Below are 24898 nucleotides of genomic sequence, written 5' to 3'. Positions count from 1 at the left end.
CCGTGCGCGCGAGGACCGCGGACGCGGCGACCGCCGGCGCGGCGAGTGCGGACGGGACGACAGCGAACGGGACGACTGCGGATGCGAGGACCGCGGACGCGACGATCGCGAGGCTCTTCACCGGGCCGGCGGTGCGGGTGGCGCGCGCGGCCGTGGGCGAGCTGCCGTTCGCGGCGCTGCCCGCGGCCGTACGGGCCGGGCTGCCCGGGTTCGCGGCGGCCCGGCGGCGCGGCACGTACACGGCGGGCCGGCTCGCCGCGGCGCGTGCCACCGCCGCGCTCACCGGGGCGGCGCACTGGCCGCTGCCGGGCGAGCGCGGCGCCCCGCACTGGCCGCACGGGGTCAGCGGTTCCCTCACGCACACCGACGAGTTGGCGGTGTGCGTGGTCACCGCGGACCCGCGGTTCGCGGTCGGGCTCGACGTGGAGCCGCTGACCTCGGCCGCCGGCCTGTACGCGGCCCGCCGCTACGCCTGCACCCCCGCCGAACTCGCCCGCGTGGAGGCCGAGCCCCACCCCGAGCTCGCGGTGCTGCGCCTGTTCAGCGCGAAGGAAGCGCTGTACAAGGCGCTGCCCGCGGCGGACCAGGAGGGCCTGACGTTCCGCTCGGTGACCTTGCACTGGGGGGAGGCGGGGCGCTGTGCGGGTGAGTGCTGCCGCCCGGGTGAGCGCCGCGGTACGGGCGCGAGCTGCGGTGCGGGCGAGGGCTGCGGTACGGGTTGTCGTACGAGCGCGTGCCGCCGCACGGAGGCGCCCGGCTCGGGCGCGAGCCACCGTACGGGCGCGTGCCGCTGCGCGCCCGAACGCCGCCAGCTAGGTGATTGCTGTGGCGCGGCCGGGTGTCCCTGCGCGGGCGGTCCGACGTTGCTGACGGTGTGCCCCGGCGACCCAGCCCCGGCCCTGCTGCGCGGCGCGCGCGTTCGATGTCACGTCCTCGATGGCCATCTGGTGTCGGCCGTGTCACTGGTCGTTACACCGGCCGTGGCAGGGTCCGCTGAGGAGGCGCAGACCGCACCGCACGGGACGGCCGTCGCCCCGTCGCACCCCCCGTACGCCACGACCGCCCCACCCACCACGGCCTGACCCACCCACCGGACGGCCCGCCCCACCGGCCGACCCACCCACCGACACCCCGGCCCCCGCCCCACCAGCGGGCCACCCACCCAACGGGCCCACCCACCCAAGGCCACACCCACACCCACCCAAGGCCGCCGCGCCAGGCGAGCCACCCACCCAGGGTGGGACCACCCACTCCAGACGAGCCACCCACCCGGGAGCCACACCCACCCCGGGTGCGCCACCCCGGTCCCCACCTCCCCACCGCTCAGTCCACCCAGTCACGTCCACACCGACCGCCCCGCGTCCCCCGTCGTACGCCACGCGTCGTACGCCTCCCGCCCACGGCATCGCGCCCGACCTGCGGATGCGTACCGGCCACGCCCCAGGTGGCCGGCGACGGGGCCACGCAGCGTCCAGAGAGGAGAGCGGCGGCCAGCTCGGCCCGCCGCACACGACACCCCATGAACACACAGACGGTCGACACCCCGCAGACCCCGCCCGCCGCCGCCCCGCGGCCCGACTGGCGCACCCTGCCCGCGGCGCAGCAGCCCGACTGGCCCGACCAGCAGGCCCTGCGCGCCGCCGTCACCGACCTGGAGTCCTACCCGCCGCTGGTCTTCGCCGGCGAGTGCGACCAACTCCGTGCCAAGTTGGCGGCCGTGGCCCGCGGCGAAGCCTTCCTGTTGCAGGGCGGCGACTGCGCCGAGTCCTTCGACGGCGTGGGCGCCGACCAGATCCGCAACAAGCTCAAGACGCTGCTCCAGATGGGTGCGGTGCTCACGTACGCGGGTTCGGTGCCGGTGGTGAAGGTCGGCCGGATCGCCGGCCAGTACAGCAAGCCGCGCTCCAAGCCGACCGAGACCCGCGACGGCGTCACCCTGCCCGCGTACCGGGGTGACTCGGTCAACGGGTTCGCCTTCACCGAGGAGTCCCGCCGGCCCGACCCGGAGCGGCTCAAGCGGATGTACCGGGCGTCGGCCGCCACCCTCAACCTGGTGCGCGCCTTCACCACCGGCGGCTACGCCGACCTGCGCCAGGTGCACGCCTGGAACCAGGACTTCGTGAAGACCTCGCGCTCCGGCCAGCGGTACGAGGCGGTGGCCCGCGAGATCGACCGCGCGCTGAACTTCATGCACGCCTGCGGCGCGGACCCGGAGCAGATGCACACCGCCGAGGTGTACGCCTCGCACGAGGCGCTGATCCTGGACTACGAGGCGGCCCTGACCCGCACCGACGAGCGGACCGGCGACCAGTACGACCTGTCGGGCCACATGGTCTGGATCGGCGAGCGCACTCGCCAACTCGACGGCGCGCACGTGGAGTTCTGCTCACAGATCAGCAACCCGCTCGGTGTGAAGATCGGCCCCAAGGCCACCGCGGACGACGTGCTCGCGCTGATCGACCGGCTTGACCCGCACCGCGAGCCGGGCCGGCTGACGTTCATCGTCCGGATGGGCGCCGGCCAGGTGCGCGACAGGCTGCCCACCCTGGTCGAGAAGGTCACCGCGTCCGGCGCCCAGGTCGGCTGGGTCAGCGATCCGATGCACGGCAACACCTTCGAGGCACCCAGCGGTCACAAGACCCGCCGCTTCGAAGACGTCCTGGACGAGGTGAAGGGCTTCTTCGAGGTGCACCGTGGCCTCGGCACCCACCCCGGCGGCATCCACGTCGAACTGACCGGCGACGACGTCACCGAGTGCGTGGGCGGCGAGGTCTACGCGGACGACCTGGGCCAGCGCTACGAGACGTACTGCGACCCGCGCCTGAACCGCAGCCAGTCCCTCGACCTGGCCTTCCTGGTGGCGGAAACGTACCTGGGCCACTAACCCGCAAGCCCGGCCCCGCGCCCCTTGCCAGCGCCCCGAGCCGGGCCCCTCACGCCTGGCCCCGGCAGGCTGGCCCGGCCCCCGTCACAGGACCGGGCCAGCAGCCCGCACCGCGCCCCACCACCCTCACCCGCCCGAACGAGCGACCGCAGAACGGAGGGGTACGGGGCGGGGTACGGGGCCGAACCGGCGGGGTGCGCGGGTCGGGGTGGGCTACCCGCGGTACGGGGCGGGGCCAGCGGCCGAGAGGGGGCGACGCGCCCTCGCCCCGGCTCAGTCGGTCATGTCCTGTGCCTGGTAGCCCAGGAGGCCGATGGCGAAGAGGGGCGGCAGGTTGGACCTTCAACCGGCCTTCGACGGAAACCGCCCTCAGCCGGATATCGTCGTCGCGCCAATCACCGGCACCGGCGAGGTGACCAGGACTTCGGTCAGGAACTTGCCCTCGCTGCCGGCCACGAAGGAATAGCTGCGGTTGCTGGTGTTGTGTTCGATGACGACCGTGCGGATGAATCCCTGGTACGTGAACGCCTTTTCGCCGGGCGGTACGGAGAACGTCATGGTCTGGGTCGTGACCGTCGAATACTGTTCCGTGAAGGAGAGCGAGAACCCGACCGTTAAGGACGCCTTGACGACCTCGATGGAGACTTCGGCCGAGGTCTCCAGGGAGAAGGTCGTGGTGAGCGAGGTGGTGAATCCGGTGCTCACGCTCTTGGCGTAGCTGGTGGTCGCGGCGGAGCCCGTGTTGTCGATGCAGCCGACGTTCTGAAGGTCGGGGGTGTAGAGGGTCAGGGCCCGGACGGTGCTGGAATCCTGTTGGAAGACGACGGACTGGTCGAACACCTCTTTGGACGCGCCCGGGCGGTCCTGGAAGATCTTCACCCCGCCGGTGGGGACCCGCTCGCCGAGAACGCTTACGTCATCGCTGCTCATGGCCATCGTTCCTCTCGTACCGGGTTCTCACGGGCACAGGTTGGCGTCGTCGTCCATCTGGTCTTGCAGCATGACGTTGTTGAATTCGTAGTACGACTCGTAGATGGCCGACCTGAGCCAGACGTCCATCGTGCCGTCCTTGTACGTCTTCTTCTTTTTCTTGTACTGCTTGACGACCAGGTCCCAGGTGATGGACAGCGCACCGGAGCCGTCCACGGCGGGGTAGCCGTCTTCGATGGCGGGGTTCTTCACCAGGAAGATGACGAGTTCCTGTGGCCCGGGGTGGTAGTCGTCGAGCTGGCTGTCCTGGAGGCCGGCAATCTTGTTCGCGAGGATGGCCACCAGGTTCTGCGGCTCGATGCCGATGTCGAGGAAAGAACTCGCGTTGTCGGCGAGGCCGACGTAACTGTCCTTGATGATCTGGGCCGTCGGCGAATCCCAGCGGAACTGGTCCAACTGCTGGTACTTGAGCGTGCCCCACAGCGAACCCGACTGGTCACCGCGGTGGGCGTCCTTCTTGTGGTCCTTCTCCGACTTGTTCCGCAGACAGTCGAAGCGGTCGTGGTTCAGGATGTCCGCCAGATTGTCCATCAGGGTACCGATGTACTGCTCGCTCTCGTCCGGAACCCACGTACCGGTGCTGGACGGCACCACGTCGTGCTGGGCGAGAATGGCGAGCAATTGCACGGTGTTCGGGTGGGACGCCGGCAACTGTTCGTAGAAGTTAGCCTCTTGCGGCTGGCGGCCGGTCATGGCGGTGACGAAGTGGGCGCCGCCCGGATTGTCGGCGAGTAGGTGGCGCAGGAACGGGGCCGCGCCCGCATGGTCGGCGAAACCGCGCCCCGACCGCAGGGTGTGCTGGCTCGACTTGGCCGCGTGCAGGACGAATTCGAGGGCGGGGCGGGGGAGTGCGGACCGCAGGCCCGTCTGGCGCTTTCCGATGAGGAAGCTCTCCAGGCCGTGCGGATTCCGCGGCAGTCGGCCCGTGACGTCGCCGACGTACTGCTGAATCCTGTCGAGCGAGGCCAGCTCACAGCTCAGTCCGAGCTGGACCATGTCGCCCTGGATCTCGTTCGCGTCGGGCTGCTTGGGGGAAGCCGAAATGATCGGCATGTTTTCCTTGCTGGTGGGGGTGCGCTCCCTGAGGTTTTCCACCATTCCGCATGCTCCGCTCACTCGGGTGAATTCCGAGATAGGCAAACCGACCGGACACGTGAGGGTGTTCTGCTGGTCTTGTGCGGCTTTTCTTCGATGATCCTGCGGTGCCTCTGTGGGGATCTCTTCGGTGTTCCGTGAGGATGCGCGGATTGCTGGCGCGGAGCCTACCGACGCCGATTCCCGGGAGCTAGCCGTCGAGTCAGCAGGAGTCAGCGGGACGACTTGAATGCGGTGCTCAAACCGGCCCCTCAACGGGCACAGGGGAAACACGGGTTTCACCGCGCGGCGGCGCCCGCACCGGTGTGCCGCGCTGAGCAGTGTGAAGGGCGGCGCCGGGCGCGTACGCATCGCCGCCGGGGCGCAGACATCTGGCCCGCGCCCCCACCGGAAAGTGGCGCGATATGCCGCGGGCACCCGCCCCGGGCCTCATCGGGCCCCGCGCGACCCCGCCGGGCCTCGGCGCCGGGCCCCGCCCACGCCGTACGGGAGGGCCCCGTGCCGTACGAGACCACGCCCACAACGCCACGAGGGCGGCCACGGGAAACGTGGCCGCCCTCGCTCGTTTCGCCGACGCTCTCGGGCGTCAGCCAACTCGGCAACTGCTAGGTGTATGAAGGGAGTTGCGGGCTCTCAGGCCCCGTCGCGAGCGTTACCCCGCCACGCTGATCTGCGGCTCGCCGGACTCCACGCCCGCCTTCTCCATCTCTTCGGCGATCTTCATGGCTTCCTCGATCAGGGTCTCCACGATCTTCGATTCCGGCACGGTCTTGATGACCTCGCCCTTCACGAAGATCTGCCCCTTCCCGTTGCCCGAGGCCACACCCAGATCCGCCTCACGCGCCTCACCCGGACCATTGACCACACACCCCATCACCGCCACCCGCAACGGAACCTCCATCCCCTCAAGGCCTGCCGTCACCTCATCCGCCAACTTGTACACATCCACCTGCGCCCGCCCACACGACGGACACGACACGATCTCCAACCGCCGCGGACGAAGGTTCAACGACTCCAGAATCTGGATGCCCACCTTCACCTCCTCCACCGGCGGCGCCGACAACGACACCCGAATCGTGTCGCCGATCCCCTCCGCCAACAACGCACCGAACGCCACCGCAGACTTGATCGTCCCCTGAAAAGCAGGACCCGCCTCCGTCACACCCAAGTGCAACGGATAGTCACACTGCGCAGCCAACTGCCGGTACGCATTCACCATCACCACCGGATCGTTGTGCTTCACCGAGATCTTGATGTCCCGGAACCCGTGCTCCTCAAAAAGCGAGCACTCCCACAACGCCGACTCCACCAACGCCTCAGGCGTCGCCTTCCCGTACTTCGCCAACAACCGTTTGTCCAACGACCCCGCGTTGACCCCGATACGAATCGGCACCCCCGCATCCGAGGCCGCCTTGGCGATCTCCTTCACCTTGTCGTCGAACTGCCGGATGTTCCCCGGATTCACCCGCACCGCAGCACACCCGGCATCAATCGCCGCAAACACGTACTTCGGCTGGAAGTGAATATCCGCAATCACCGGAATCTGCGACTTCTTCGCAATCGCAGGCAACGCCTCCGCATCATCCTGCGAAGGACACGCCACCCGCACGATCTGACAACCCGACGCCGTGAGCTGCGCAATCTGCTGCAACGTCGCATTCACATCAGCAGTCAACGTCGTCGTCATCGACTGCACCGACACCGGAGCGTCACCACCGACGGGCACCGAGCCCACCTGAATCTGACGACTGACCCTACGGTCGGCAAGCTTGGTCGGAACGGTCGGCAGGCCAAGAGATACAGCGGTCATGAGACATCCTGAAGACGATGGGTGCCGGCCGCGGCCAGCAATTCTTGGACGGTCTGGGCGATGTTGTCGGCGGTGAGGCCGGACTCGTCCAGGAGTTCGTTTCTGCTGCCGTGCTCGAAGAACTTCTGGGTCAGCGCGAATTCGTGGACGGGGGTGGTGATACGGGCGTCGCGCAGGGCGCCGGTCAGGGCGGAGCCCACGCCGCCCACCCGGCCGTTGTCCTCGACCGTGACCACCAACTCGTGCTCCGCAGCCCACCCCACCAACGTGGAATTGACCGGCTTCACCCACCGCGGGTCCACCACCGTCACCCCCACCCCCCGCTCACCCAACAACCGCGCCGCATCCAACGACACCTGCGCCATCGCACCCACCGACACCAACAACACCTGCGATCCACCCACCACCGGCCGCACCAACACATCCACCCCACCCACCGACGCCACCGCCTCCACATCCCCCGCCACCACACCCTTCGGATACCGCACCACCGTCGGCGCGTCCTCCACCTCCACCGCCTCCCGCAACAACGCCCGCAACCGCGCACCATCCCGCGGCGCCGCCACCCGCAACCCCGGCACCACCTGCAAAATCGACATATCCCACATCCCATTGTGCGAAGGACCGTCATTCCCCGTCGCACCCGCACGATCCAACGCGAACGTCACCCCACACCCATGCAACGCCACATCCATCAACACCTGATCAAACGCCCGATTCAAAAACGTCGCATACACCGCCACCACCGGATGCACCCCACCCAGCGCCAACCCCGCAGCCGACGTCACCGCATGCTGCTCCGCAATCCCCACATCAAAAACCCGCTCCGGATACGCCTGCGCAAACGCCTGCAACCCCACCGGCTGCAACATCGCCGCCGTAATCCCCACCACGTCCTCACGCTCAGCCCCCAACCGCACCATCTCCTCCGAGAACACCGACGTCCACGAGGGACCCGACGGCTTCTTCTTGGCGGAGACCGCGCCGATGGCGTGGAACTGGTCCAACTCGTGCTGTTCGGCCGGGGCGTGGCCCTTGCCCTTCTGCGTGATGCAGTGCACGATCACCGGGCCGCCGAAGGCACGGGCCCGCCGCAGCGCCGACTCGACCTGCGCGACGTCATGGCCGTCGACCGGGCCGACGTACTTCAGCCCCAGGTCCTCGAAGAGGCCCTGCGGGGCGACGAAGTCCTTGAGCCCCTTCTTGGCGCCGTGCAGGGTGTCCAGGAGCGGGCCGCCGATGACGGGCGTGCCGCGCAGCCGGTCCTTGCCCCAGTCGAGGAAGCGCTCGTACCCCTGGGTGGTGCGCAGCGTCGTCAGGTGCTCGGCGAGGCCGCCGCGGGTGGGCGCGTAGGAGCGGCCGTTGTCGTTGACGACGATCACCAGCGGCAGGTCCTTGGACGCGGCGATGTTGTTCAGCGCCTCCCAGGCCATGCCGCCGGTCAGCGCGCCGTCGCCGATGACGGCGACCACGTGCCGGTCGGTGAGGCCGCGCAGCCGGTGCGCCTTGGCGAAGCCGTCCGCGTAGGAGAGGGCCGTCGAGGCGTGCGAGTTCTCGATGACGTCGTGGTCCGACTCCTCCTGCGAGGGGTAGCCGGAGAGCCCGCCGCGGCTGCGCAGCCCGGCGAAGTCCTTGCGGCCGGTGAGCAGCTTGTGCACGTACGACTGGTGGCCGGTGTCCCACAGGAGGCGGTCGCGCGGCGAGTCGAAGACCCGGTGCAGCGCGATGGTCAACTCCACCACGCCCAGGTTGGGCCCGAGGTGCCCGCCGGTCTTCGACACGGCCTCCACCAGGAACTCCCGGATCTCGCCGGCCAGGGCGGTCAGCTCGGGCGGCGCGAGGCGGCGGACGTCCGCGGGGCCGCTGATCCGGTCGAGGAGCGGCGTGCCGGACGCCCCGGACTGCGAGCGAGAACTCAAAATGCACCTCCATTACTGGCGCACGGGCGGCGCTGCCCGTGCGGAATTCCGTGGCACGTTCCGTGGAACGACCAACCACGGTCGGGGAGTTCGTCGTGTGCGGAGGAGGGGGTACGGTTGGGCCCCTGGTGCGGCGACCACGCTACGGCCGTGGCGGTACGTGCGCGTATGGCAATTGATTGCCGGTGGCGGGTCTTACGGGTGCACTGAATTGCTAGCAGTAGCAGGTTCCCGTGCTTCCCGGCCTTCCTGGCGCGACAATCCCTGGGAATCCGGGCGGGTGGCCGTGGCCGCGACGGAACCCAGAAGGCGCGTGCGCAGCCGGGCCGGCCGTGGGAGAGTCCCCCGCATCTTCGGAACGGGGGAACACTCGATGGCGGTAGACACCACAAATCCAGTGCGCCGTGACACGCGATTTAACGCCTACGTCAAACTGGGTAAGTTCGCATTTTTCGACTATGACCTCTGCGTGCTCATCGTCTGGTGCGCACTGCCGGGATCGCTGTGGTGGGAGGTGTCCACCGGGGCGACCCTGCTGCTCTTCCTGATCGGACAGATCGCGATCTTCGCGGCGACCGTCACCTTCGACGACCTGACCGGGCTCAAGGACGGCAGCGACGCGCGCAACTACACGCCTGAGACCGGCCAGTTGCGTGACCTGGCCCGCAAGCCGTTGCTGTCCGGGGCGCTGTCGGTGCGCCAGGCGCAGGTGTTCGGCTGGGGTGCGGTGCTGGTCGGGGCCGGCTGCTGGGCGACGGCCGCGGCGCTCGCGCCGCACCGGCCGGGCTGGCTCCTGCTGCTGCTCCTGCTGGTGGCCGCCGGCGCCGTGCAGTACTCGTACGGCCTCAAGCTCAGCTACCGGGGCGGCCAGGAAGTGCTGATGATCGGCACCACCGGGATGGTCGTGCTGATGCCGTACGCGCTGCTCACCGGTGAGGTCAGCGGGCTGATCGCGCTGGAGAGCGTGCTGTTCGGCGCCTGGGCGCTGCTGGTCGCCTCGTACTCCAACATGAACGACCTGGCCGGCGACCGCAGCGTCGGCCGGGTCAACGTCGCCACCCTGACCAGCCCGGCGGGCTACCGCGGCTACCTGCTCGCGGTCAGCCTGATCGGCCTGGTCAGCACGGTGGTGGCGGTCGCCTGCGGGGCGGCGCCCGGGTGGTTCCTGCTGCTGCTCGCGCCGGTCTTCGCGCTCCGTGGCGCCCAACTGCGCGCCGGCATCGTCCGCGGCAACCCGCTGGCCGCCCGCAAGTTGGGGATCACCATCCACAGGCTGGGCGCGGTCCTGCTGTGCGTGGGGAACCTGCTGTACGTGCACGGGGGCTGAGTACGCGGCTGGTCGCCGGGGCCGGGGCGGGCAGCCGCCTGACCGGGGGCGGGAGCGGGCAGCCGACAGGCCGGGCCCGCGGCCCCGCCCCCACCCCGGCGCACAGCCGGCCCACCGCGGATCGGGCCGCACCGCGCAACCGGGCCCTTCCCCGTAACCAGCCAGCCAGCCGCGCCATGCCGATCGCCCCGTACGCCCCGATGTGACCCGGCGCGGGAAAGAGCCCCGCGCGCCGGCCGCGTGCCATGCGCACCGGTGAGCCATTCGTCGCAGACGGTCATAAGGCCCAGGCAGTCCGCCCGGCAATTATTTGTGACAGGAGTCTGCTATATCGCTCTCCCGGTCCCGCGGCCAAGAATTGGCGCCGTTCGGCATTTCCAGCCGACCGATGTCTTCGCAGTCTGTAGGGAGCAGTCGATGCCTTCGGTAAGTGACAGCACGCTCGCGTCCCCGCAGCAGCGGCGTAAGCGCATCATCATGGCGGAGCCGCGCGGATTCTGCGCCGGCGTCGAGCGGGCGATCGGCATGGTCGAGAAGGCCCTTGAGCTGTACGGCGCACCGGTTTACGTGCGTAAGCAGATCGTGCACAACCAGCATGTGGTGAACGAACTTGAGAAGCAGGGCGCGCGTTTTGTCGATTCCGAGGACGAGGTGCCCGAGGGGGCCATCTGCGTCTTTTCCGCACATGGCGTGTCGCCGGCGGTGCGCGGAAATGCGGAGCAGCGCGAGCTCAAGGTGATCGACGCGACCTGCCCGCTGGTCGCCAAGGTGCACCAGGAGGCCCGCCGCTCCGCCGACGCCGGCCGGAAGATCCTCCTCATCGGGCACGCCAACCACGAAGAGGTGGAGGGCACGGTCGGCGAGGCGCCCGCGGAGACCGTCGTGGTGGAGTCGGTCGAGGAGGCCAGGGCGCTGGAGTTCGCCCCCGGCACCGTCCTGTCGTACCTCACGCAGACCACGCTGTCGCTGGACGAGACGAAGGACATCATCGAGGAACTCACCCGCCGCTTCCCCGACATCAAGGGCCCGGGCAGCGACGACATCTGCTACGCCAGCCAGAACCGGCAGAACGCGGTCAAGGACATCGCCGCCCAGACCGATCTGGTGCTGGTCGTCGGCTCCGACAACTCCAGCAACTCGGTGCGCATGGTGGAGGTCGCCATCCGCCAGGGCACCCAGTCCTACCTGGTCAACGACGTCTCCAAGCTGGACGAGCAGTGGCTTGACGGGGTGGAAGCGGTGGGCGTGACCGCCGGGGCGAGCGCCCCCGAGGTGCTGGTGCAGGAACTCGTACAGCGGCTCGCGGCGTTGGGATACCAGGACGTCGACAGCGTGACCACCACCACCGAAGACGTGGTCTTCTCCATCCCCGGCAGCCTGTTCGCGCACGCGGGAGCGCAGCGCTAGCAGCAGCCCGCGACCACGCCCGACCCCGCGCGGTCGACCGGGACCGCCGCCCAGCACGGGCCGGCGGTCCCGGTCACGACGGCCCGACCGACGCAGACGACTGACGCTCAGCCCCGTTCGCCCCGTCAGCAGGGAGACGCCGTGCCCGGAACCGTGTCGAGGACCTCAGCGGCCACGGCCGAAGACCCCACATCGGCCCGTGCCGAACTGGAACGACTGCTCGGCAGGGTGCAGGGCAGACTGGAGCGGTTACTCGCGGCCGAACGGCACGAGTGGCAGGAGCACAACCCGGACGCGCTGGCGCTGGTCGACGCCGTCGCACAGATCGTCTTCAGCGGCGGCAAGCGGCTGCGGCCCGCCTTCTGCGCCGCGGGCTACCTCGCGGCCGGCGGCGCCCCCCTGGCCCCCGCCGTGGTGGACGTGGCCGCGGCACTGGAGGCGCTGCACACCTTCGCGCTGCTGCACGACGACGTGATGGACGCCTCCGAACTGCGCCGCAACAAGCCGACCGCGCACGTGACCCATGCCGAACTGCACCGCCGCGAGGGCTGGCGCGGCGAGCCGCGCCGGTACGGCGAGGGCGTCGCCGTGCTCGCCGGCGACCTCGCCCTCACCTACGCCAACCGGCTCGCCGCCGGCGCCCCGCCGCAGGTCATGGAGGTGTGGGGGGAGCTGTGCACGGAGCTGATGGCCGGCCAGTACCTGGACATCAGGGCCGCGGCCCGCTTCCACCCCGACCCCGAACTCGCCCGCCACATCGCGGTCTTCAAGTCCGGCCGCTACACCATCTCCCGCCCGCTGGCTCTCGGCGCGCTGCTCGCCGGCGCCGCCGCGGACACGCTGGCGGCGTTCGAGGAGTACGGGCTCGCGGTCGGTGAGGCGTTCCAGTTCCGGGACGACCTGCTGGACGCCTTCGGCGACCCGGGCACCACCGGCAAGCCCGGCCAGCTCGACCTCAAGCAGCACAAGATGACGCTGTTGATGTCCTTCGCGCTGCGTGACGAGCCGGCCGTCAGCGACCTGGTCGCCGGCGACCTCGCCGGTACCGACCCGGACGAGCTGTACGCGACGCTGGTGCGCACCGGCATCAGGGACCGGGTCGAGTCCGTCATCGAGGAGCGGGTGAAGGTGGCCTGCGAGGCGGTACGGGCCGCCGACATTAGCCCCCAGTGGGCCGCGGAGCTGTCCACGATGGCCCATCAGGCGGCCTACCGGGACCACTGACCCGCAGGGCCCGGGGCCCGGGGCTTCGGGCTGGGCGCGCGGCTGCACTCCGGGCATCGCGACCGGCCGCGGATGCGGGCCAGCGGCCAGCGGCCAGCGGCCGGGTCAACCGCATGCGTCGTGGCGGGGCCGCGCACCCGGTTCGGGGCGCGCCCGCCGCGCGCCGGGGCGTGCGGGGCGGTGCGCCGGGCGCGGGGGCGGGCCGGGCCAGCCGGCCGGGTGGACCCGCCGCCCGACGAACCGGACGTCTGCTCAGCTAGCGGAAATGCTTGCCCATCGTCCATCCCTGACCAGCAATGCATCACATCGGGTGATTCACAGCCCAAAGCTTGCAGGCGGTTGCGGACGGTTGCCAAGCTGATGCGGACTGTCCACCCCTTGGGACCTGTTGGGAGGGGCCGTGGCCTTTGGCGAGCAGCCCGCATATCTCCGCGTGGCCGGCGACCTCCGGCAGAAGATCGTCGCCGGCGACCTGCCGCCGCACACCCGTCTCCCCTCGCAGGCCCGCATCCGCGAGGAGTACGGCGTCTCCGACACGGTCGCGCTTGAGGCCCGCAAGGTGCTGATGGCCGAGGGCCTGGTGGAGGGTCGCTCGGGCTCGGGCACGTACGTGCGGGAGCGTCCGGTGCCGCGCCGCCTGATCCGTACGGGATACCGCACGGTCGCCGAGTGCACCCCCTTCCGGCAGGAGCAGGCCGACGAGACGGTGCCCGGCACCTGGGAGTCGAACAGCGGTCAGGAGGAGGCCACGGCCGAGATCGCCGCGCGACTGCTCATCGAGCCCGGTGAGCGCGTGATGCGCACCCACTACGTCTTCCGTGCCACTGGCGAGCCCACCATGCTCTCCACCTCCTGGGAGCCGCTGGCCATCACCGGACGCACCCCGGTGCTGCTGCCCGAGGAGGGGCCGCTGGCCGGGCGGGGCGTGGTGGACCGGATGGCCGCCATCGACCTGGTGGTCGACAACGTCGTGGAGGAGGTGGGGGCCCGCCCCGGCCTCGCCGATGAGACGGCCGCCCTCGGCGGCGTCCCGGGCCACGCGGTTCTGGTCATCTCCCGTACGTATTACGCGGGCGGCCGGCCGGTGGAGACCGCCGATGTGGTGATCTCAGCCGACCGGTACCGGATCGCCTATCACCTGCCCGTCCGATGACCGCGTCCGGCGGCTGAGGATCGCCGCGGACGCCCGCCGGACGGCGCGCCCGCGGCGGACGACCGCTCGTGCCGATCGCGCTATCGCCTCAGTTATGGCGATGTATGCCGGAAGGCCACGGGCGGTTTTGGCATGCCGATCTCCGCTGGTGGCCGTCCGGCCGGTGGCCGGATGCGTACCTCTTGGTGAGAATCCGTATCCGCTGAGTGAGGGTCGGGCGTAGGCTCGGGCATATGCGGATCGTGGTTTCCCACAACAGACGGAGCAGGCGTGCCGGGGGACGGCCGGCCGGAAGAGGGGGTGCGGGATGACGGAGAGTGGCCCCGGGCCCTCGCTGCCGTGGCTGGTCGTCCGCCAGGACGACAACGGCAATCGCTACCGGGTCGGGAGGTACGCGACCAAGACGGAGGCGGAGCAGGTGGCCGATCGGCTGCATGCGCGAGGCGCCAGCCAACTCTATGTAGTAGAACGCTCCACCGCGCCCCGGCGTACCGCCTGAGCGGACGCACTGCCGAGACGCTGCCGGACGGGCGCACCGCGCGCCGCACCGGGACGCACGGCAGACAGGGCGCAGACGCAGTGCACGAGGTAGGAAGTGCCGCGCTTCGCGGAGGCGTTGAGACGCCGCCCCGGACGAGCGGCGCCCGTACCACCGCGGCGGGCCGCAGCGCCTGACCGCTTCGCGCGCGAGCCCCGGCAACACCCCTTCCGGCCGGGCGGGCGCGTACGGCACGACCCCGCTCCACCTCGTACCGCGCGACTCACCGAGCGCGCAGGACAGCGGTGGAACACCGTTCACCAGCAGTTCCCCAGGCGGTTCCCCGCGTGGTTCCCCCGCACGCCCCCAGGCGCGGCCGGGCCACACCCGCCGGTGGCGGCGCGCCGCGCTCGCGTCGCCGCTGGCCCCTTCGCGCTGCCCGGTGCCGGGCCCGCCCGTCGCGGCCGTGGCGCGTTCCCGCGACGTGTTCTCCCGCGGTGCGCGTGGCTGAGGGGCGGGGGGTGGGCGAGCGGGGGTGGGTAGGGTGCCGGCGTGACGATGAGCGTGGTGGTGGCCGGGGCCATCTGGGATCAGGGGCGGCTGTTGGCCGCGCGGCGCAGCACCCCGCCGGAGCTGGCCGGACGCTGGGAGTTGCCCGGCGGCAAGATCGAACCGGGCGAGCAGCCGGAACAGGCCCTGGTGCGCGAGCTCCACGAGGAGTTGGGCGTGGCGGTCGAGTTGGGGGAGCGGGTGCCCGGCGCCTGGCCGCTCAAGCCGGGGTACGAAATGTGGGTGTGGCTGGCGCGGCTGGGCGCGGGCCGGCCCGCACCGCGCGCGGAGCACGACGAGATCCGTTGGCTGGCGCCGGCCGAGGTGGACTCGGTCGACTGGCTGGAACAGGACCGCCCCGCGGTGGCCGAAGCGCTGCGCAGACTGACGGCCTGACGCAACCCGCGACCCGCCTCCGTACGGCCCCGCCCGTGCGGCCCCGCCCGCACGGCCCCCGCCGTGCGACTCCTTCGTACGACCCTCTTCGTGCGGGAGACCTCGCCGACCCCGGGTGGCCCTGGGCTGCTCCACCCGAGCCCCGAGCCGCTTCGGACGGCCCCGAGCCCGTCCCGCCCGAACCCCGCTCCGGGCCATCCCGAGCCATTCCGCGGCCCGAGCCGCCCCCGAACCCGGAGTCGCCCGGAAGCCCGAGCGGCCCGTAAGCCCCGAGCCCCCCCGGAAGCTCCGAACCGCCCGCTCGGCCACCGGCCGCATATCCCATCCGCGGCATCCGCCGCATCCGCAGCATCCGGGCCATCCGTGGCACGGGATCCGGTGGGGCGATATGACGAGCCGAATATCGGGTATGTGCTGACTAACCCCGCCTAACGTGGACATTTCGGTGGGGCTCGTCGGCGTTCTGGGGAAGTGGTGGGCGTGAACGACAGCGCAGGGGCCGTGGCGTCCACGCCCGGCTTCGCCGAGTGGAGCTTTCCCGCTGCGCCCGACTCCGTGCGGCAGGCCAGGGAACTGGTGCGGGAAGTGCTGGTCGACTGGGGCATCGAGGCGGTCAGCGATGTGACGGTGCTGCTGGTCAGCGAGCTGGTGACCAATTCGCTGCGGTACGCGAAGGGCCCCATCGGCGTCCGCATGTACTTCCGGCCGCTGCCCGAATCCGGCGGCCGGGCGCTGCTCGTGGAAGTGTCCGACCCGGTGGACGACCCGCCGCGGGAACGCGCCGCCGCGCTGGAGGACGAGGGCGGGCGCGGGCTGCAACTGGTGGCCGTCGCCTCCCGCCGGTGGGGGACCCGGCGCGGCACGGTGGGCAAGACCGTCTGGTTCGAGCTGACCCTGCCGGGCCCGGGCGAGTCGGCCCGCTAGCGCGCGCCCGGGCCCCGGCCCGCCTCCACCGCCGGCCCCGCCCCCGTGGGCCCGGGGTTCCGCATCCGGTTGCTGCCGGCCCGGCGCTTCCGGCGCCCGTCGGTGCGAGAGTGGTACCCGTCACACTGCGCGGCGCGCGGCGCGGCCCGCAGGGCGGGCGCCCGGGCGTGAACGCCGCCCAGCGGTGGGTGAACGTTCCCGGGCCGGCGGGCGGCGCGGTGGCGTCAGCGGGCGGTGGGAGCGCTCCGGCCAGTTGTGGGGGAGGCCGGGACGGAGTGGCGTCAAGACCGGCGGGGCGGGCGCTGGGGTGGGGCGTGGGGCGCATGGTGTCGCGGATGAGCCCGTCAGGCTGGTCACGTCCGCGAACTGTCTGGTTAGAGTCAGGTCTGCCTGGTGAGGAGTCAGGCAGCAGCGGTCTGTGGAACGGCCTGGCCTGCCGCGATGGGCAGCCGGCGGGGCGTTCCGCGGTGACGGGGCGGTGGCCGGTACGGCACGGCCCACCGGGGGCTGACGGGGGTCCGATGCGGGCCGTCGGAGGCCGACGGGTTCGGACGGGCCCGTGCGACGGCTCGGTGAGCGTTCGCGATCACCCCGCCGCACGAGAGTGCGTCGAGACCGTGCTGTGATCGTGAAGGCCGTGCAGGTATGGGCCGGGGTGCTGGATACTCGGCCTCCTGGGCCGGTCCTAGCACCTGAGCCGGAGGAGACGGGCACGTGAGCGACATGCCAGCGGGGGCGGGGACGCCCGACGGGACGGAGATCGCACCGGTTTCGGCACCGATGTGGCAGGGCAGCCCGCCCGGCTCCATCTACGACTACGTCCGGGTGGCCTCCTTCTCGCTCGGCCCCGACGGCCGCGTGGAGCAGTGGAGCGAACGCGCCGCCGAACTCCTCGGCGTCCCGGCCCACGAGGCGATAGGCCGCGACCCGGTGGAGGTCTTCGTCCCGCACGAGCTGCGCGAAAGCGGCCACCGCAAGGTCGCCGAACTGCTCGACGGGCGCGAGTGGACCGGCCTGGTGCCCTATCTGCGACCGACCGCGGCCCATGCGGCCGGCTCCGCCGACGCGTCCGGTGCGGCTACGGCCACGGCCCCGACCAGCCCCACCCCGACGGCCAGCCCCGCCCCCGGCGCCACCTCCACCGCGCAGAACCACCCCGCCCCGGCCGGCCCGTACGCCGCCGCCGTCCCGCCGGCAGGTCCGCAGGCCGCCCACGCCGCACCGCCCGGCGCCCCGCAGCCCTGTCCCGAGCTGTCGCCCTGTCCGGACCTGGTGCCGCACGGGCTGCCCGGGCAGCGTTCGGCTGAGCACGACGCGGCGGCCGGCCCGTACGGGCTCGCCGAGATCTACCTCATGCCCACCCGCAACGAGCACGGCGAGCGCTCCGCACTGTGCATCGCGGTCGACGTCAGCGCGCTGCGCCAGATCGAGACCGACCTCGCCGCCTCGCAGGCCGTCTTCGGCCAGTCCCCGCTGGGCTTCTTCTTCGCCGACAAGGACCTGCGGTTGATGCGGGTCAACGAGTGCTTCGCCCGCGCCTTCGGCCGCCCCGTCGCCTGGCACCGCGGGCGCACCCCGTACGACTTCCTGCCGCGCGCCGAGGCCGACCGGTTCAGCGCCTCGCTGCGCCGGGTGATCGAGACCGGCACGCCGGTGACCGGGATGCAGATCGTCGGCTCGCGGTACGGGGAGACCGAGCGGCAGCGCTGGCAGGTCTCCTTCTACCGGCTGCACGGCGGCTCCGGGCGGCCCATCGGCGTCGCCGGCCTGGTCATCGACATCACCGGACGGCGCAGGGCCGAGCAGGAGGCCGCCGGCGTACGGCGCAACCTGGCGCTGCTCAACGAGGCCGGCGCCCGCATCGGCACCTCGCTCGACCTGGAGACCACCGCCCGCGAACTGCTGGCCGTCGCCGTGCCCCAGTTCTGCGACCTGGCCTCGGTCGACCTCTACCAGGGGCTGCTCGCCGGCGACGAGGCGCCGCCCGAGCTGTGGACGGCGCGCGGCGCGGGCTCCGGGCGCAAGCGCGAGCCGGGCAAGGGCAGCGCCCAGTTGCGCCGGGTGGCCTTCGCCAGCGCCGTCTCCTCGGGCCCGGTCTCGCTCTCCGGCTACCCCGACCCGGACGCCGGCCCCGACGACCTGGCCGGCCCCGTCGACCTCGGCATCCCGGGCGCCGGCAGCCCGATCGGCGTCACCGGCACGGTCACCGGCCAGGCCGGCGCCCCCGGGAGCACACCGGCAGGCCGGGCCGGCCAGGCCGACAAGCAGGACGAGACCGGCGGCGCGTTCGGCCCGTACGGCCCCGGCGGCGGGCGGGCCCACGCGCCCTACGGCGGCCGGGCGCGCGGCACCGGCCGGCGCCCCGTCCAGGTCGGCGAGGTGCACCGGTACCCGCCGCACTCGCCGTGCGCCACCGCGCTCAGCACCGCCCAGGTGCGGGTCATCCCCGGCCGGGACAGCAGCGCGGACCCCGACGGCGGCTCGGAGTTCGGCGCGCTGGTGCAGTCGACGCTGGCGGTGCCGATGGTCGCCAGGGACACCGTGGTGGGTCTCGCGCAGTTCTCCCGTACCAAGGGCAGCGAGCCGTTCGGGGAGCGGGACACCGCGCTCGCCGTCGAACTGGCCGCCCGCGCCGCCGTCTCCATCGACAACGCCCGGCTCTACCGCCGCGAGCACGAGCGCGCCCTGATCCTCCAGCGCAGCCTGCTGCCGCCGGGTGACCCGGAGGCCGCCGGGCTCGACATCGCCTGCCGCTACCTGCCGGGCAGCGAGGCCACCGAGGTCGGCGGCGACTGGTTCGACGTCATCGAACTGCCCGGCCACCGCACCGCCCTGGTGGTCGGCGACGTGATGGGCCGCGGGCTGCGCGCCGCCGTCGCGATGGGTGAACTGCGCACCGCGGTAAGGACGTTGGCCATGCTCGACCTGGAGCCGGCCGAGGTGATGACCGCGCTCGACGAGATCGCCCACGGCCTCGGCACGCCCGGCAGCACCCGGGCCGCCAGCCGGGGCGCCGGCCGACAGGGCCCCGCCAGGGTCGGCCGCACCGCCAGCACCCGGGGCGCCGCCGGCGACTCCGACCTGTCCGAGATATACCTGGCCACCTGCGTGTACGCGGTCTACGACCCGGTCACCCGGCGCTGCACCATCGCCAACGCCGGCCACCTGCCGCCGGTGCTGGTCCCGCAGGGCGAACAGCCGCGGTTGGTGGAGCTGCCGCCCGGGATGCCGCTCGGGGTGGGCGGCGAGCCGTTCGAGGAGATGGAGTTCGAGCTGCCGGACGGGGCGCTGCTCGCGCTCTACACCGACGGGCTCGTCGAGTCGCGCGACCACTCGCTCGACGTGGGCATCGAGGCGCTGCGCAGCGCGCTGACCGACCCGCCCGTCACCGCCGACGACATCAGCCCGCTTGAGGGCTACTGCGATCACGTACTCAATGCGCTCGACACCCACCACGGCGAGGACGACACGGCGCTGTTGATGGCCAGGGTGCAGGGGCTGCCGGCCGGTTCGGTCGGCGACTGGCGGCTGCCGCGCGAGCCGCGCTCGGTGGGCCGGGCCCGCGAACTGGCCTGCCAGCAACTGCGCGAATGGGGCCTTGAGCCGCTGGTGGACACGGCGGAGCTGCTGGTCAGCGAGTTGGTGACCAATGCGCTGCGGTACGGCGAGATGGGCGTGCCGCCGGCCAAGCAGGGCGGCGAGATCCGGGTGCGGCTGCTGCTCGACCGCAGCCTGGTGTGCGAGGTGTGGGACGGCGGCCTGGTGCAGCCGCGGCGCCGCCGCGCCCGCGACACCGACGAGGGCGGGCGCGGCCTGCAACTGGTCGGCCTGCTCAGCGCCGCGTGGGGCAGCCGCCGCACGCCGCGCGGCAAGACCGTCTGGTTCGAACTGGCCCTGCCCAGCGGCGACGCGGTCGCGGTGGATGCGGGCGAGGCCCTGCTCAGCCTGTTCTGACGCGCCGGGCCGGTCGTCTGATGACGGCCGGCCCGGCGGCCGATGGCCAGCGGGCGAGCGGCCCGGTGGTCAGGGCCGGGCGGGCGGCCCGGTGGGCCGGGCGGCTACTCGCCCCGGCGCCTGATCTTGTTGCCCAGCCACACCAACGGGTCGTACTTGCGGTCCACGGCCCGCTCCTTCAGCGGGATCAGGGCGTTGTCGGTGATGCGGATGCCCTCGGGGCAGACCTCGGTGCAGCACTTGGTGATGTTGCAGTAGCCGAGGCCGTGTTCCTCCTGGGCGGTGCGCTTGCGGTCGATGCCGGTGTCATCGGCCGCGTCCAGCGGATGCATGTCGAGTTCGGCGATGCGCATCAGGAAGCGCGGCCCGGCGAACGCCGCCTTGTTCTCGTCGAAGTCGCGCACCACGTGGCAGGTGTTCTGGCACAGGAAGCACTCGATGCACTTGCGGAACTCCTGCGAGCGCTCCACGTCCTGCTGCGCCATCCGGTACTCGCCCGGCTCCAGGTCGGCCGGCGGGACGAACGCGGGGATCTCGCGGGCCTTGGTGTAGTTGAAGGAGACGTCCGTGACCAGGTCGCGGATGATCGGGAAGGTCCGCATCGGGGTCACCGTGATGGTCTCGGTCGGCTCGAAGACCGACATCCGCGTCATGCACAGCAGCCGCGGCCGGCCGTTGATCTCGGCGCTGCACGAGCCGCACTTGCCGGCCTTGCAGTTCCAGCGGACCGCGAGGTCGGGGGCCTGGGTCGCCTGGAGCCGGTGGATGATGTCGAGGACCACCTCGCCCTCGTTGACCTCGACGGTGAAGTCCCGCAGGCCCCCGCCGTCCGCGTCGCCCCGCCACACCTTGAAGTGCGCCTGGTAGCTCACCGGCTCAGCTCCTCGTCCGTCAGGTACTTCACCAGTTCCTCCTTCTCGAAGAGGTGCAGGAGGTCCGGCCTGATCGGCGGCGTCGCCCGGCGCTCCAACCGGATCTGCCCGGCCGGTGCCCCAGCCCCGCCGGCCGCCGCGGCTCCGTCAGCCGCCCCGTCTCCCACACCGGCCCCGTCCGCCGCCAGCCGGCAGACCAGGTTCACCGGGCGCCAGGCCCGGTCCATCGTCGGGTGGTCGTCGCGGGTGTGCCCGCCGCGGCTCTCGGTGCGCTCCAGCGCCGCCCGTGCGATGCACTCGCTGACCAGCAGCATGTTCCGCAGGTCGATGGCGAGGTGCCAGCCCGGGTTGAACTGCCGGTGCCCCTCGACGCCGGCCCGCGCGGCCCGCGCCCGCAGCCCGGCCAGCCGGTTCAGCGCCTCGGCCATCTCCTCGTGCCGGCGGATGATGCCGACCAGGTCGTTCATGGTCTGCTGGAGCTCCTGGTGGAGGGTGTACGGGTTCTCCACCGGGCCACCGCCAGCGCCCGCGCCCCCGTCCTCGGTGCCGCCGCCCCCCGCACCGCCGCCCCCCGCACCGCCGTCCGCCGCACCGCCGTCCGCCGCACCGCCGTCCGCCGCGCTGAACGGGCGCAGCGCCTCCGCCTCGGCCGCCGCCGTGTCCGCCGCGGAGACCGCCGGCCGGTCGCCGCCCACCGCCGCCGCGTGCCGCGCCGCGTACAGGCCCGCCCGCCGGCCGAAGACCAGCAGGTCGGAGAGGGAGTTGCCGCCCAGCCGGTTGGAGCCGTGCATGCCGCCGGCGACCTCGCCGGCGGCGAACAGGCCGGGCACGCCGGTGGCCGCCGCCGTGTCCGGGTCGACCTTCACGCCGCCCATCACGTAGTGGCAGGTCGGGCCGACCTCCATCGGCTCGGCGGTGATGTCGACGTCGGCCAGCTCCTTGAACTGGTGGTGCATGGAGGGCAGTCGGCGCTTGATGGTCTCGGCCGGCATCCGGGTCGAGACGTCGAGGAATACCCCGCCGTGCGGCGAGCCGCGCCCGGCCTTCACCTCGGCGTTGATGGCCCGGGCCACCTCGTCACGCGGGAGCAGTTCGGGCGGCCTGAGGTTGTGGTCCGGGTCCTCGTACCAGCGGTCGCCCTCCTCCTCGGTACGGGCGTACTTGTCCTTGAAGACGTCGGGCACGTAGTCGAACATGAACCGCTTGCCCTCGCTGTTGCGCAGCACCCCGCCGTCGCCCCGTACCGACTCGGTGACCAGGATGCCCTTCACCGACGGCGGCCAGACCATGCCCGTCGGATGGAACTGCACGAACTCCATGTTGATCAGCGGGGCCCCGGCCAGCAGCGCCAGCGAGTGGCCGTCGCCGGTGTACTCCCAGGAGTTCGACGTCACCTTGAAGGACTTGCCGATGCCGCCGGTGGCCAGCACGACCGAGGGCGCCTCGATGACGAAGAAGCGGCCCGACTCGCGCTCGTAGCCGAACACCCCGGCCACCCGGCGGCCGGCAGGTCCAGCGGGGTCACCGGGCCCGGCGGGGCCCGCCTCCTTGAGCACCCGGGTGACGGTGCACTCCTGGAAGACCTTGAGCCGCGCCTCGTGGTCGCCGAACTCCTGCTGGTCGGCCTGTTGGAGCGCGACGATCTTCTGTTGCAGGGTGCGGATGAGTTCGAGCCCGGTGCGGTCGCCGACGTGGGCCAGTCGCGGGTACTCGTGGCCGCCGAAGTTGCGCTGCGAGATCTTGCCGTCGGCCGTGCGGTCGAACAGCGCGCCCCACGCCTCCAGTTCCCACACCCGGTCCGGGGCCTCCTTGGCGTGCAGTTCGGCCATCCGCCAGTGGTTGAGGAACTTCCCGCCGCGCATGGTGTCGCGGAAGTGCACCTGCCAGTTGTCGCCCTCGTTGACGTTGCCCATGCTGGCCGCGATGCCGCCCTCGGCCATCACCGTGTGGGCCTTGCCGAACAGCGACTTGCAGATGACGGCCGTGCGCATGCCCTGCTCGCGCGCCTCGATGGCGGCCCGCAGCCCCGCACCGCCCGCGCCGACCACGACGACGTCCCACGCCTGTCGCTCGACTTGCGTCATGTCTCTCGTTTCCCTCTCGCAGCCTTGGAGTCGCCCGCGCCGGTTGCGGTACGTGCCGATGGCCGTACGTGCCGCCGCCCCCGCGGGCCGGTCGCGCCCCGGCCGGGGCGGTCTCAGAAGAAGGTCGGGTCGTCGAAGGCCCCGCTCGCCAGCAGGTACACGTACAGGTCCGCGACGGCCACGCTCACCAGCGAGAACCAGGCGAGCTTGGCGTGCCGCGCGTTGAGCTTCCCGACCAGGCCCCACAGCCGGTAGCGCACCGGGTGTCGGGAGAAGTGCTTGAGCCGGCCGCCGATGACGTGCCGGCAGGAGTGGCAGGAGAGGGTGTAGAGCCACAGCAGCACCGCGTTGGCCAGGAAGATCAGCGTGCCGAGCCCCATGTGGCCCCACGCGTAGTGCTCGTCGCGGAAGGCCAGCACCGTGTCGTAGGTGAGGACGCCGGCGACGAGGACGGCCGCGTAGAAGAAGTACCGGTGCACGTTCTGCATGATCAGCGGGAAGCGGGTCTCGCCCGTGTACGTGCCGCGCGGCTCGGCCACCGCGCACGCCGGGGGCGAGGCCCAGAAGCTGCGGTAGTACGCCTTGCGGTAGTAGTAGCAGGTCAGCCGGAAGCCCAGCGGCAGGATCAGGATGATGATCGACGGCGACAGGCCCCACCAGCCGCCGAACAGCGCCCAGTTGGGCCCGTTACGCATCGGCTCGCAGTTGTCGGCCAGGCAGGGCGAGTAGAACGGTGAGACGTACGGGGACGCGTAGTAGTCGGCGTTCGCGAACGCGCGCCACGTCGAGTAGACGACGAAGGCGAACAGACCGGCGGCGGTGGCGGCCGGCAGCAGCCACCAGCGGTCCGTCCGCAGGTGACGCTCGGGGATGGCGGCGCGCGACGGACCGTGCACGCCGTGCACTCCCGTCGGGGTGTGGGGGTCGGTGCCTGTGGCCAAGGGAGACTCCGCGGTGGCGTGGTAGCGGCTCGGAACGGACGGGCTTGCGTACGGGCTAACGGGCGGGCGGCCGTACGGGGACGGTCGGCCGGGGCGGGGCCTGCTCGGCCCCGGCGTGCGTGGTGCGGTGGGGCCCGCTCGGCCCCGGTGGGTGTGGCGTGGCGCAGGGGCCTGGTCGGCCCCGGTGCGCGTGCGCGGCGCCGGCGGCCGTGTGCGCAGCTCCGGCGGGTGCGGCGGGTGCCGGCGGGGCGCTGGCCGCCGGGGGTGCTGGCCGGTCGGCGCCGGGGCCGGCGGGGCCGGTCCGTGGGGCGCCGGGCGGGCGGGGTGGTGCGGTGGTGCGGAGGGTGGTGACGGGGTGGTGCGCCGGGGCGCTGGTGGGGCGGGCGAGCGCCATGGGAGGTGGCTGGACCTTGCCGTACGGGCGGTCCGGGCCGCCCGGGACGTACGCGGTGTTCGGGCCGTACGAGCTGTTCGGGTGGTGAGCCGGTCCGTACGGGCCGGGCGAGCGAGGGGCGGCGGCCCGCACGCCGGGGCGGTCAGGGTCGTGGTCGGACGCCGGGCCTGCCCCACGGTAGGGCCCGAACCCGGCGCCCCGGCCGGCCCGGGACCGGCCCGCAGAACCGCCCTGACCTGCGGCGACGGCCCGCCTTGTGGCGAGGGCCCGCCCTGCGGCGAGGGCCTGCCTCGCGGTGCCGGCCCGCCCCGCGGCGAGGGCCCGAGCAGCCGCGGGGCCCCGGCCCACCAGGGGGCCGCGGGCCGCCGGATGTCCGCGGCCCGCCAGGTGTCCGCGGCCCGCCGGCTGCCCATGGCCCTCCGCCGGCCCACGGCCCGTCGGGCGCGCTCGGCCCGGTGCGGGCGCCGGGCCCGGCGCGGGCCCGGGCCGTCCCGGGC

At 72.2% G+C, this 24898-nt stretch carries 17 protein-coding genes; 10 read left to right on the top strand and 7 right to left on the bottom strand.

The annotated features are described in order from the left end of the window. The first annotated feature begins 2 nt into the window (after positions 1 to 2). Positions 3 to 1082, top strand: a complete 1080-nt coding sequence (locus ACMA1D_RS25485; RefSeq protein WP_414726340.1) for a 4'-phosphopantetheinyl transferase superfamily protein — start codon at positions 3 to 5, stop codon at positions 1080 to 1082. A 437-nt stretch (positions 1083 to 1519) separates the two neighbouring features. Then, on the top strand, positions 1520 to 2884 hold the full coding sequence (locus ACMA1D_RS25480; RefSeq protein WP_414726339.1) for a class II 3-deoxy-7-phosphoheptulonate synthase: 1365 nt from the start codon (positions 1520 to 1522) through the stop codon (positions 2882 to 2884). Positions 2885 to 3253: 369 nt separating this feature from the next. Here ACMA1D_RS25480 and ACMA1D_RS25475 read toward each other — a convergent pair whose 3' ends face one another. The 4 genes from ACMA1D_RS25475 to dxs form a co-directional block, all read right to left on the bottom strand. Further along, positions 3254 to 3814 carry a hypothetical protein gene (locus ACMA1D_RS25475; RefSeq protein ID WP_414726338.1) on the bottom strand — a complete coding sequence of 187 codons (561 nt, stop codon included), beginning with the start codon at positions 3812 to 3814 and terminating at the stop codon, positions 3254 to 3256. Positions 3815 to 3841: 27 nt separating this feature from the next. After that, positions 3842 to 4972 carry a hypothetical protein gene (locus tag ACMA1D_RS25470; protein ID WP_414726337.1) on the bottom strand — a complete coding sequence of 377 codons (1131 nt, stop codon included), beginning with the start codon at positions 4970 to 4972 and terminating at the stop codon, positions 3842 to 3844. A 649-nt stretch (positions 4973 to 5621) separates the two neighbouring features. Continuing rightward, positions 5622 to 6779, bottom strand: coding sequence for a flavodoxin-dependent (E)-4-hydroxy-3-methylbut-2-enyl-diphosphate synthase (gene ispG / locus ACMA1D_RS25465; protein ID WP_414726336.1), 1158 nt, complete (start codon positions 6777 to 6779; stop codon positions 5622 to 5624). Further along, positions 6776 to 8698 carry a 1-deoxy-D-xylulose-5-phosphate synthase gene (dxs, locus tag ACMA1D_RS25460; protein WP_414726335.1) on the bottom strand — a complete coding sequence of 641 codons (1923 nt, stop codon included), beginning with the start codon at positions 8696 to 8698 and terminating at the stop codon, positions 6776 to 6778. Before dxs ends, ispG begins: the two co-directional genes overlap by 4 nt. A 373-nt stretch (positions 8699 to 9071) precedes the next feature. On the opposite strand from dxs, the gene ACMA1D_RS25455 reads away from it, so the two are divergent. The 8 genes from ACMA1D_RS25455 to ACMA1D_RS25420 all read left to right on the top strand — a co-directional run bounded on the left by ACMA1D_RS25455 (position 9072) and on the right by ACMA1D_RS25420 (position 20110). After that, complete coding sequence (locus ACMA1D_RS25455; protein WP_414726334.1) at positions 9072 to 10025, top strand: UbiA family prenyltransferase; 954 nt, start codon at positions 9072 to 9074, stop codon at positions 10023 to 10025. 417 nt (positions 10026 to 10442) lie between these two features. Beyond that, a complete protein-coding gene (locus ACMA1D_RS25450; protein WP_414726333.1) occupies positions 10443 to 11432 on the top strand; it encodes a 4-hydroxy-3-methylbut-2-enyl diphosphate reductase in 990 nt (329 codons plus the stop codon). A gap of 141 nt (positions 11433 to 11573) precedes the next feature. Next, positions 11574 to 12656 carry a polyprenyl synthetase family protein gene (locus tag ACMA1D_RS25445; RefSeq protein ID WP_414726332.1) on the top strand — a complete coding sequence of 361 codons (1083 nt, stop codon included), beginning with the start codon at positions 11574 to 11576 and terminating at the stop codon, positions 12654 to 12656. A gap of 400 nt (positions 12657 to 13056) precedes the next feature. Then, positions 13057 to 13809, top strand: coding sequence for a GntR family transcriptional regulator (locus ACMA1D_RS25440; RefSeq protein ID WP_414726331.1), 753 nt, complete (start codon positions 13057 to 13059; stop codon positions 13807 to 13809). A gap of 307 nt (positions 13810 to 14116) precedes the next feature. After that, a complete protein-coding gene (locus ACMA1D_RS25435; protein ID WP_349995709.1) occupies positions 14117 to 14308 on the top strand; it encodes an SPOR domain-containing protein in 192 nt (63 codons plus the stop codon). A 537-nt stretch (positions 14309 to 14845) separates the two neighbouring features. Next, positions 14846 to 15232 carry a (deoxy)nucleoside triphosphate pyrophosphohydrolase gene (locus ACMA1D_RS25430; protein WP_414726366.1) on the top strand — a complete coding sequence of 129 codons (387 nt, stop codon included), beginning with the start codon at positions 14846 to 14848 and terminating at the stop codon, positions 15230 to 15232. A gap of 471 nt (positions 15233 to 15703) precedes the next feature. Beyond that, positions 15704 to 16156, top strand: a complete 453-nt coding sequence (locus tag ACMA1D_RS25425; RefSeq protein ID WP_414726330.1) for an ATP-binding protein — start codon at positions 15704 to 15706, stop codon at positions 16154 to 16156. A 723-nt stretch (positions 16157 to 16879) separates the two neighbouring features. After that, entirely contained in the window at positions 16880 to 20110 is a 3231-nt protein-coding gene (locus ACMA1D_RS25420; RefSeq protein WP_414726365.1) for a SpoIIE family protein phosphatase, read from the top strand. A gap of 104 nt (positions 20111 to 20214) precedes the next feature. Here the strand turns inward: ACMA1D_RS25420 and ACMA1D_RS25415 are convergent, their stop codons facing one another. The 3 genes from ACMA1D_RS25415 to ACMA1D_RS25405 all read right to left on the bottom strand — a co-directional run bounded on the left by ACMA1D_RS25415 (position 20215) and on the right by ACMA1D_RS25405 (position 24007). Next, a complete protein-coding gene (locus ACMA1D_RS25415) occupies positions 20215 to 20982 on the bottom strand; it encodes a succinate dehydrogenase/fumarate reductase iron-sulfur subunit (protein WP_414726329.1) in 768 nt (255 codons plus the stop codon). Beyond that, complete coding sequence (locus tag ACMA1D_RS25410) at positions 20979 to 23066, bottom strand: fumarate reductase/succinate dehydrogenase flavoprotein subunit (RefSeq protein WP_414726328.1); 2088 nt, start codon at positions 23064 to 23066, stop codon at positions 20979 to 20981. Before ACMA1D_RS25410 ends, ACMA1D_RS25415 begins: the two co-directional genes overlap by 4 nt. A gap of 113 nt (positions 23067 to 23179) precedes the next feature. Then, positions 23180 to 24007, bottom strand: a complete 828-nt coding sequence (locus ACMA1D_RS25405) for a hypothetical protein (RefSeq protein WP_414726327.1) — start codon at positions 24005 to 24007, stop codon at positions 23180 to 23182. Positions 24008 to 24898: the final 891 nt, after the last annotated feature.

This window comes from Streptomyces sp. 796.1 (assembly GCF_047525675.1).
GTDB lineage: Bacteria > Actinomycetota > Actinomycetes > Streptomycetales > Streptomycetaceae > Streptomyces.
The sequence above is the reverse complement of the archived record's forward strand: the minus strand, read 5'-3'. Positions and strand labels throughout refer to the sequence as shown.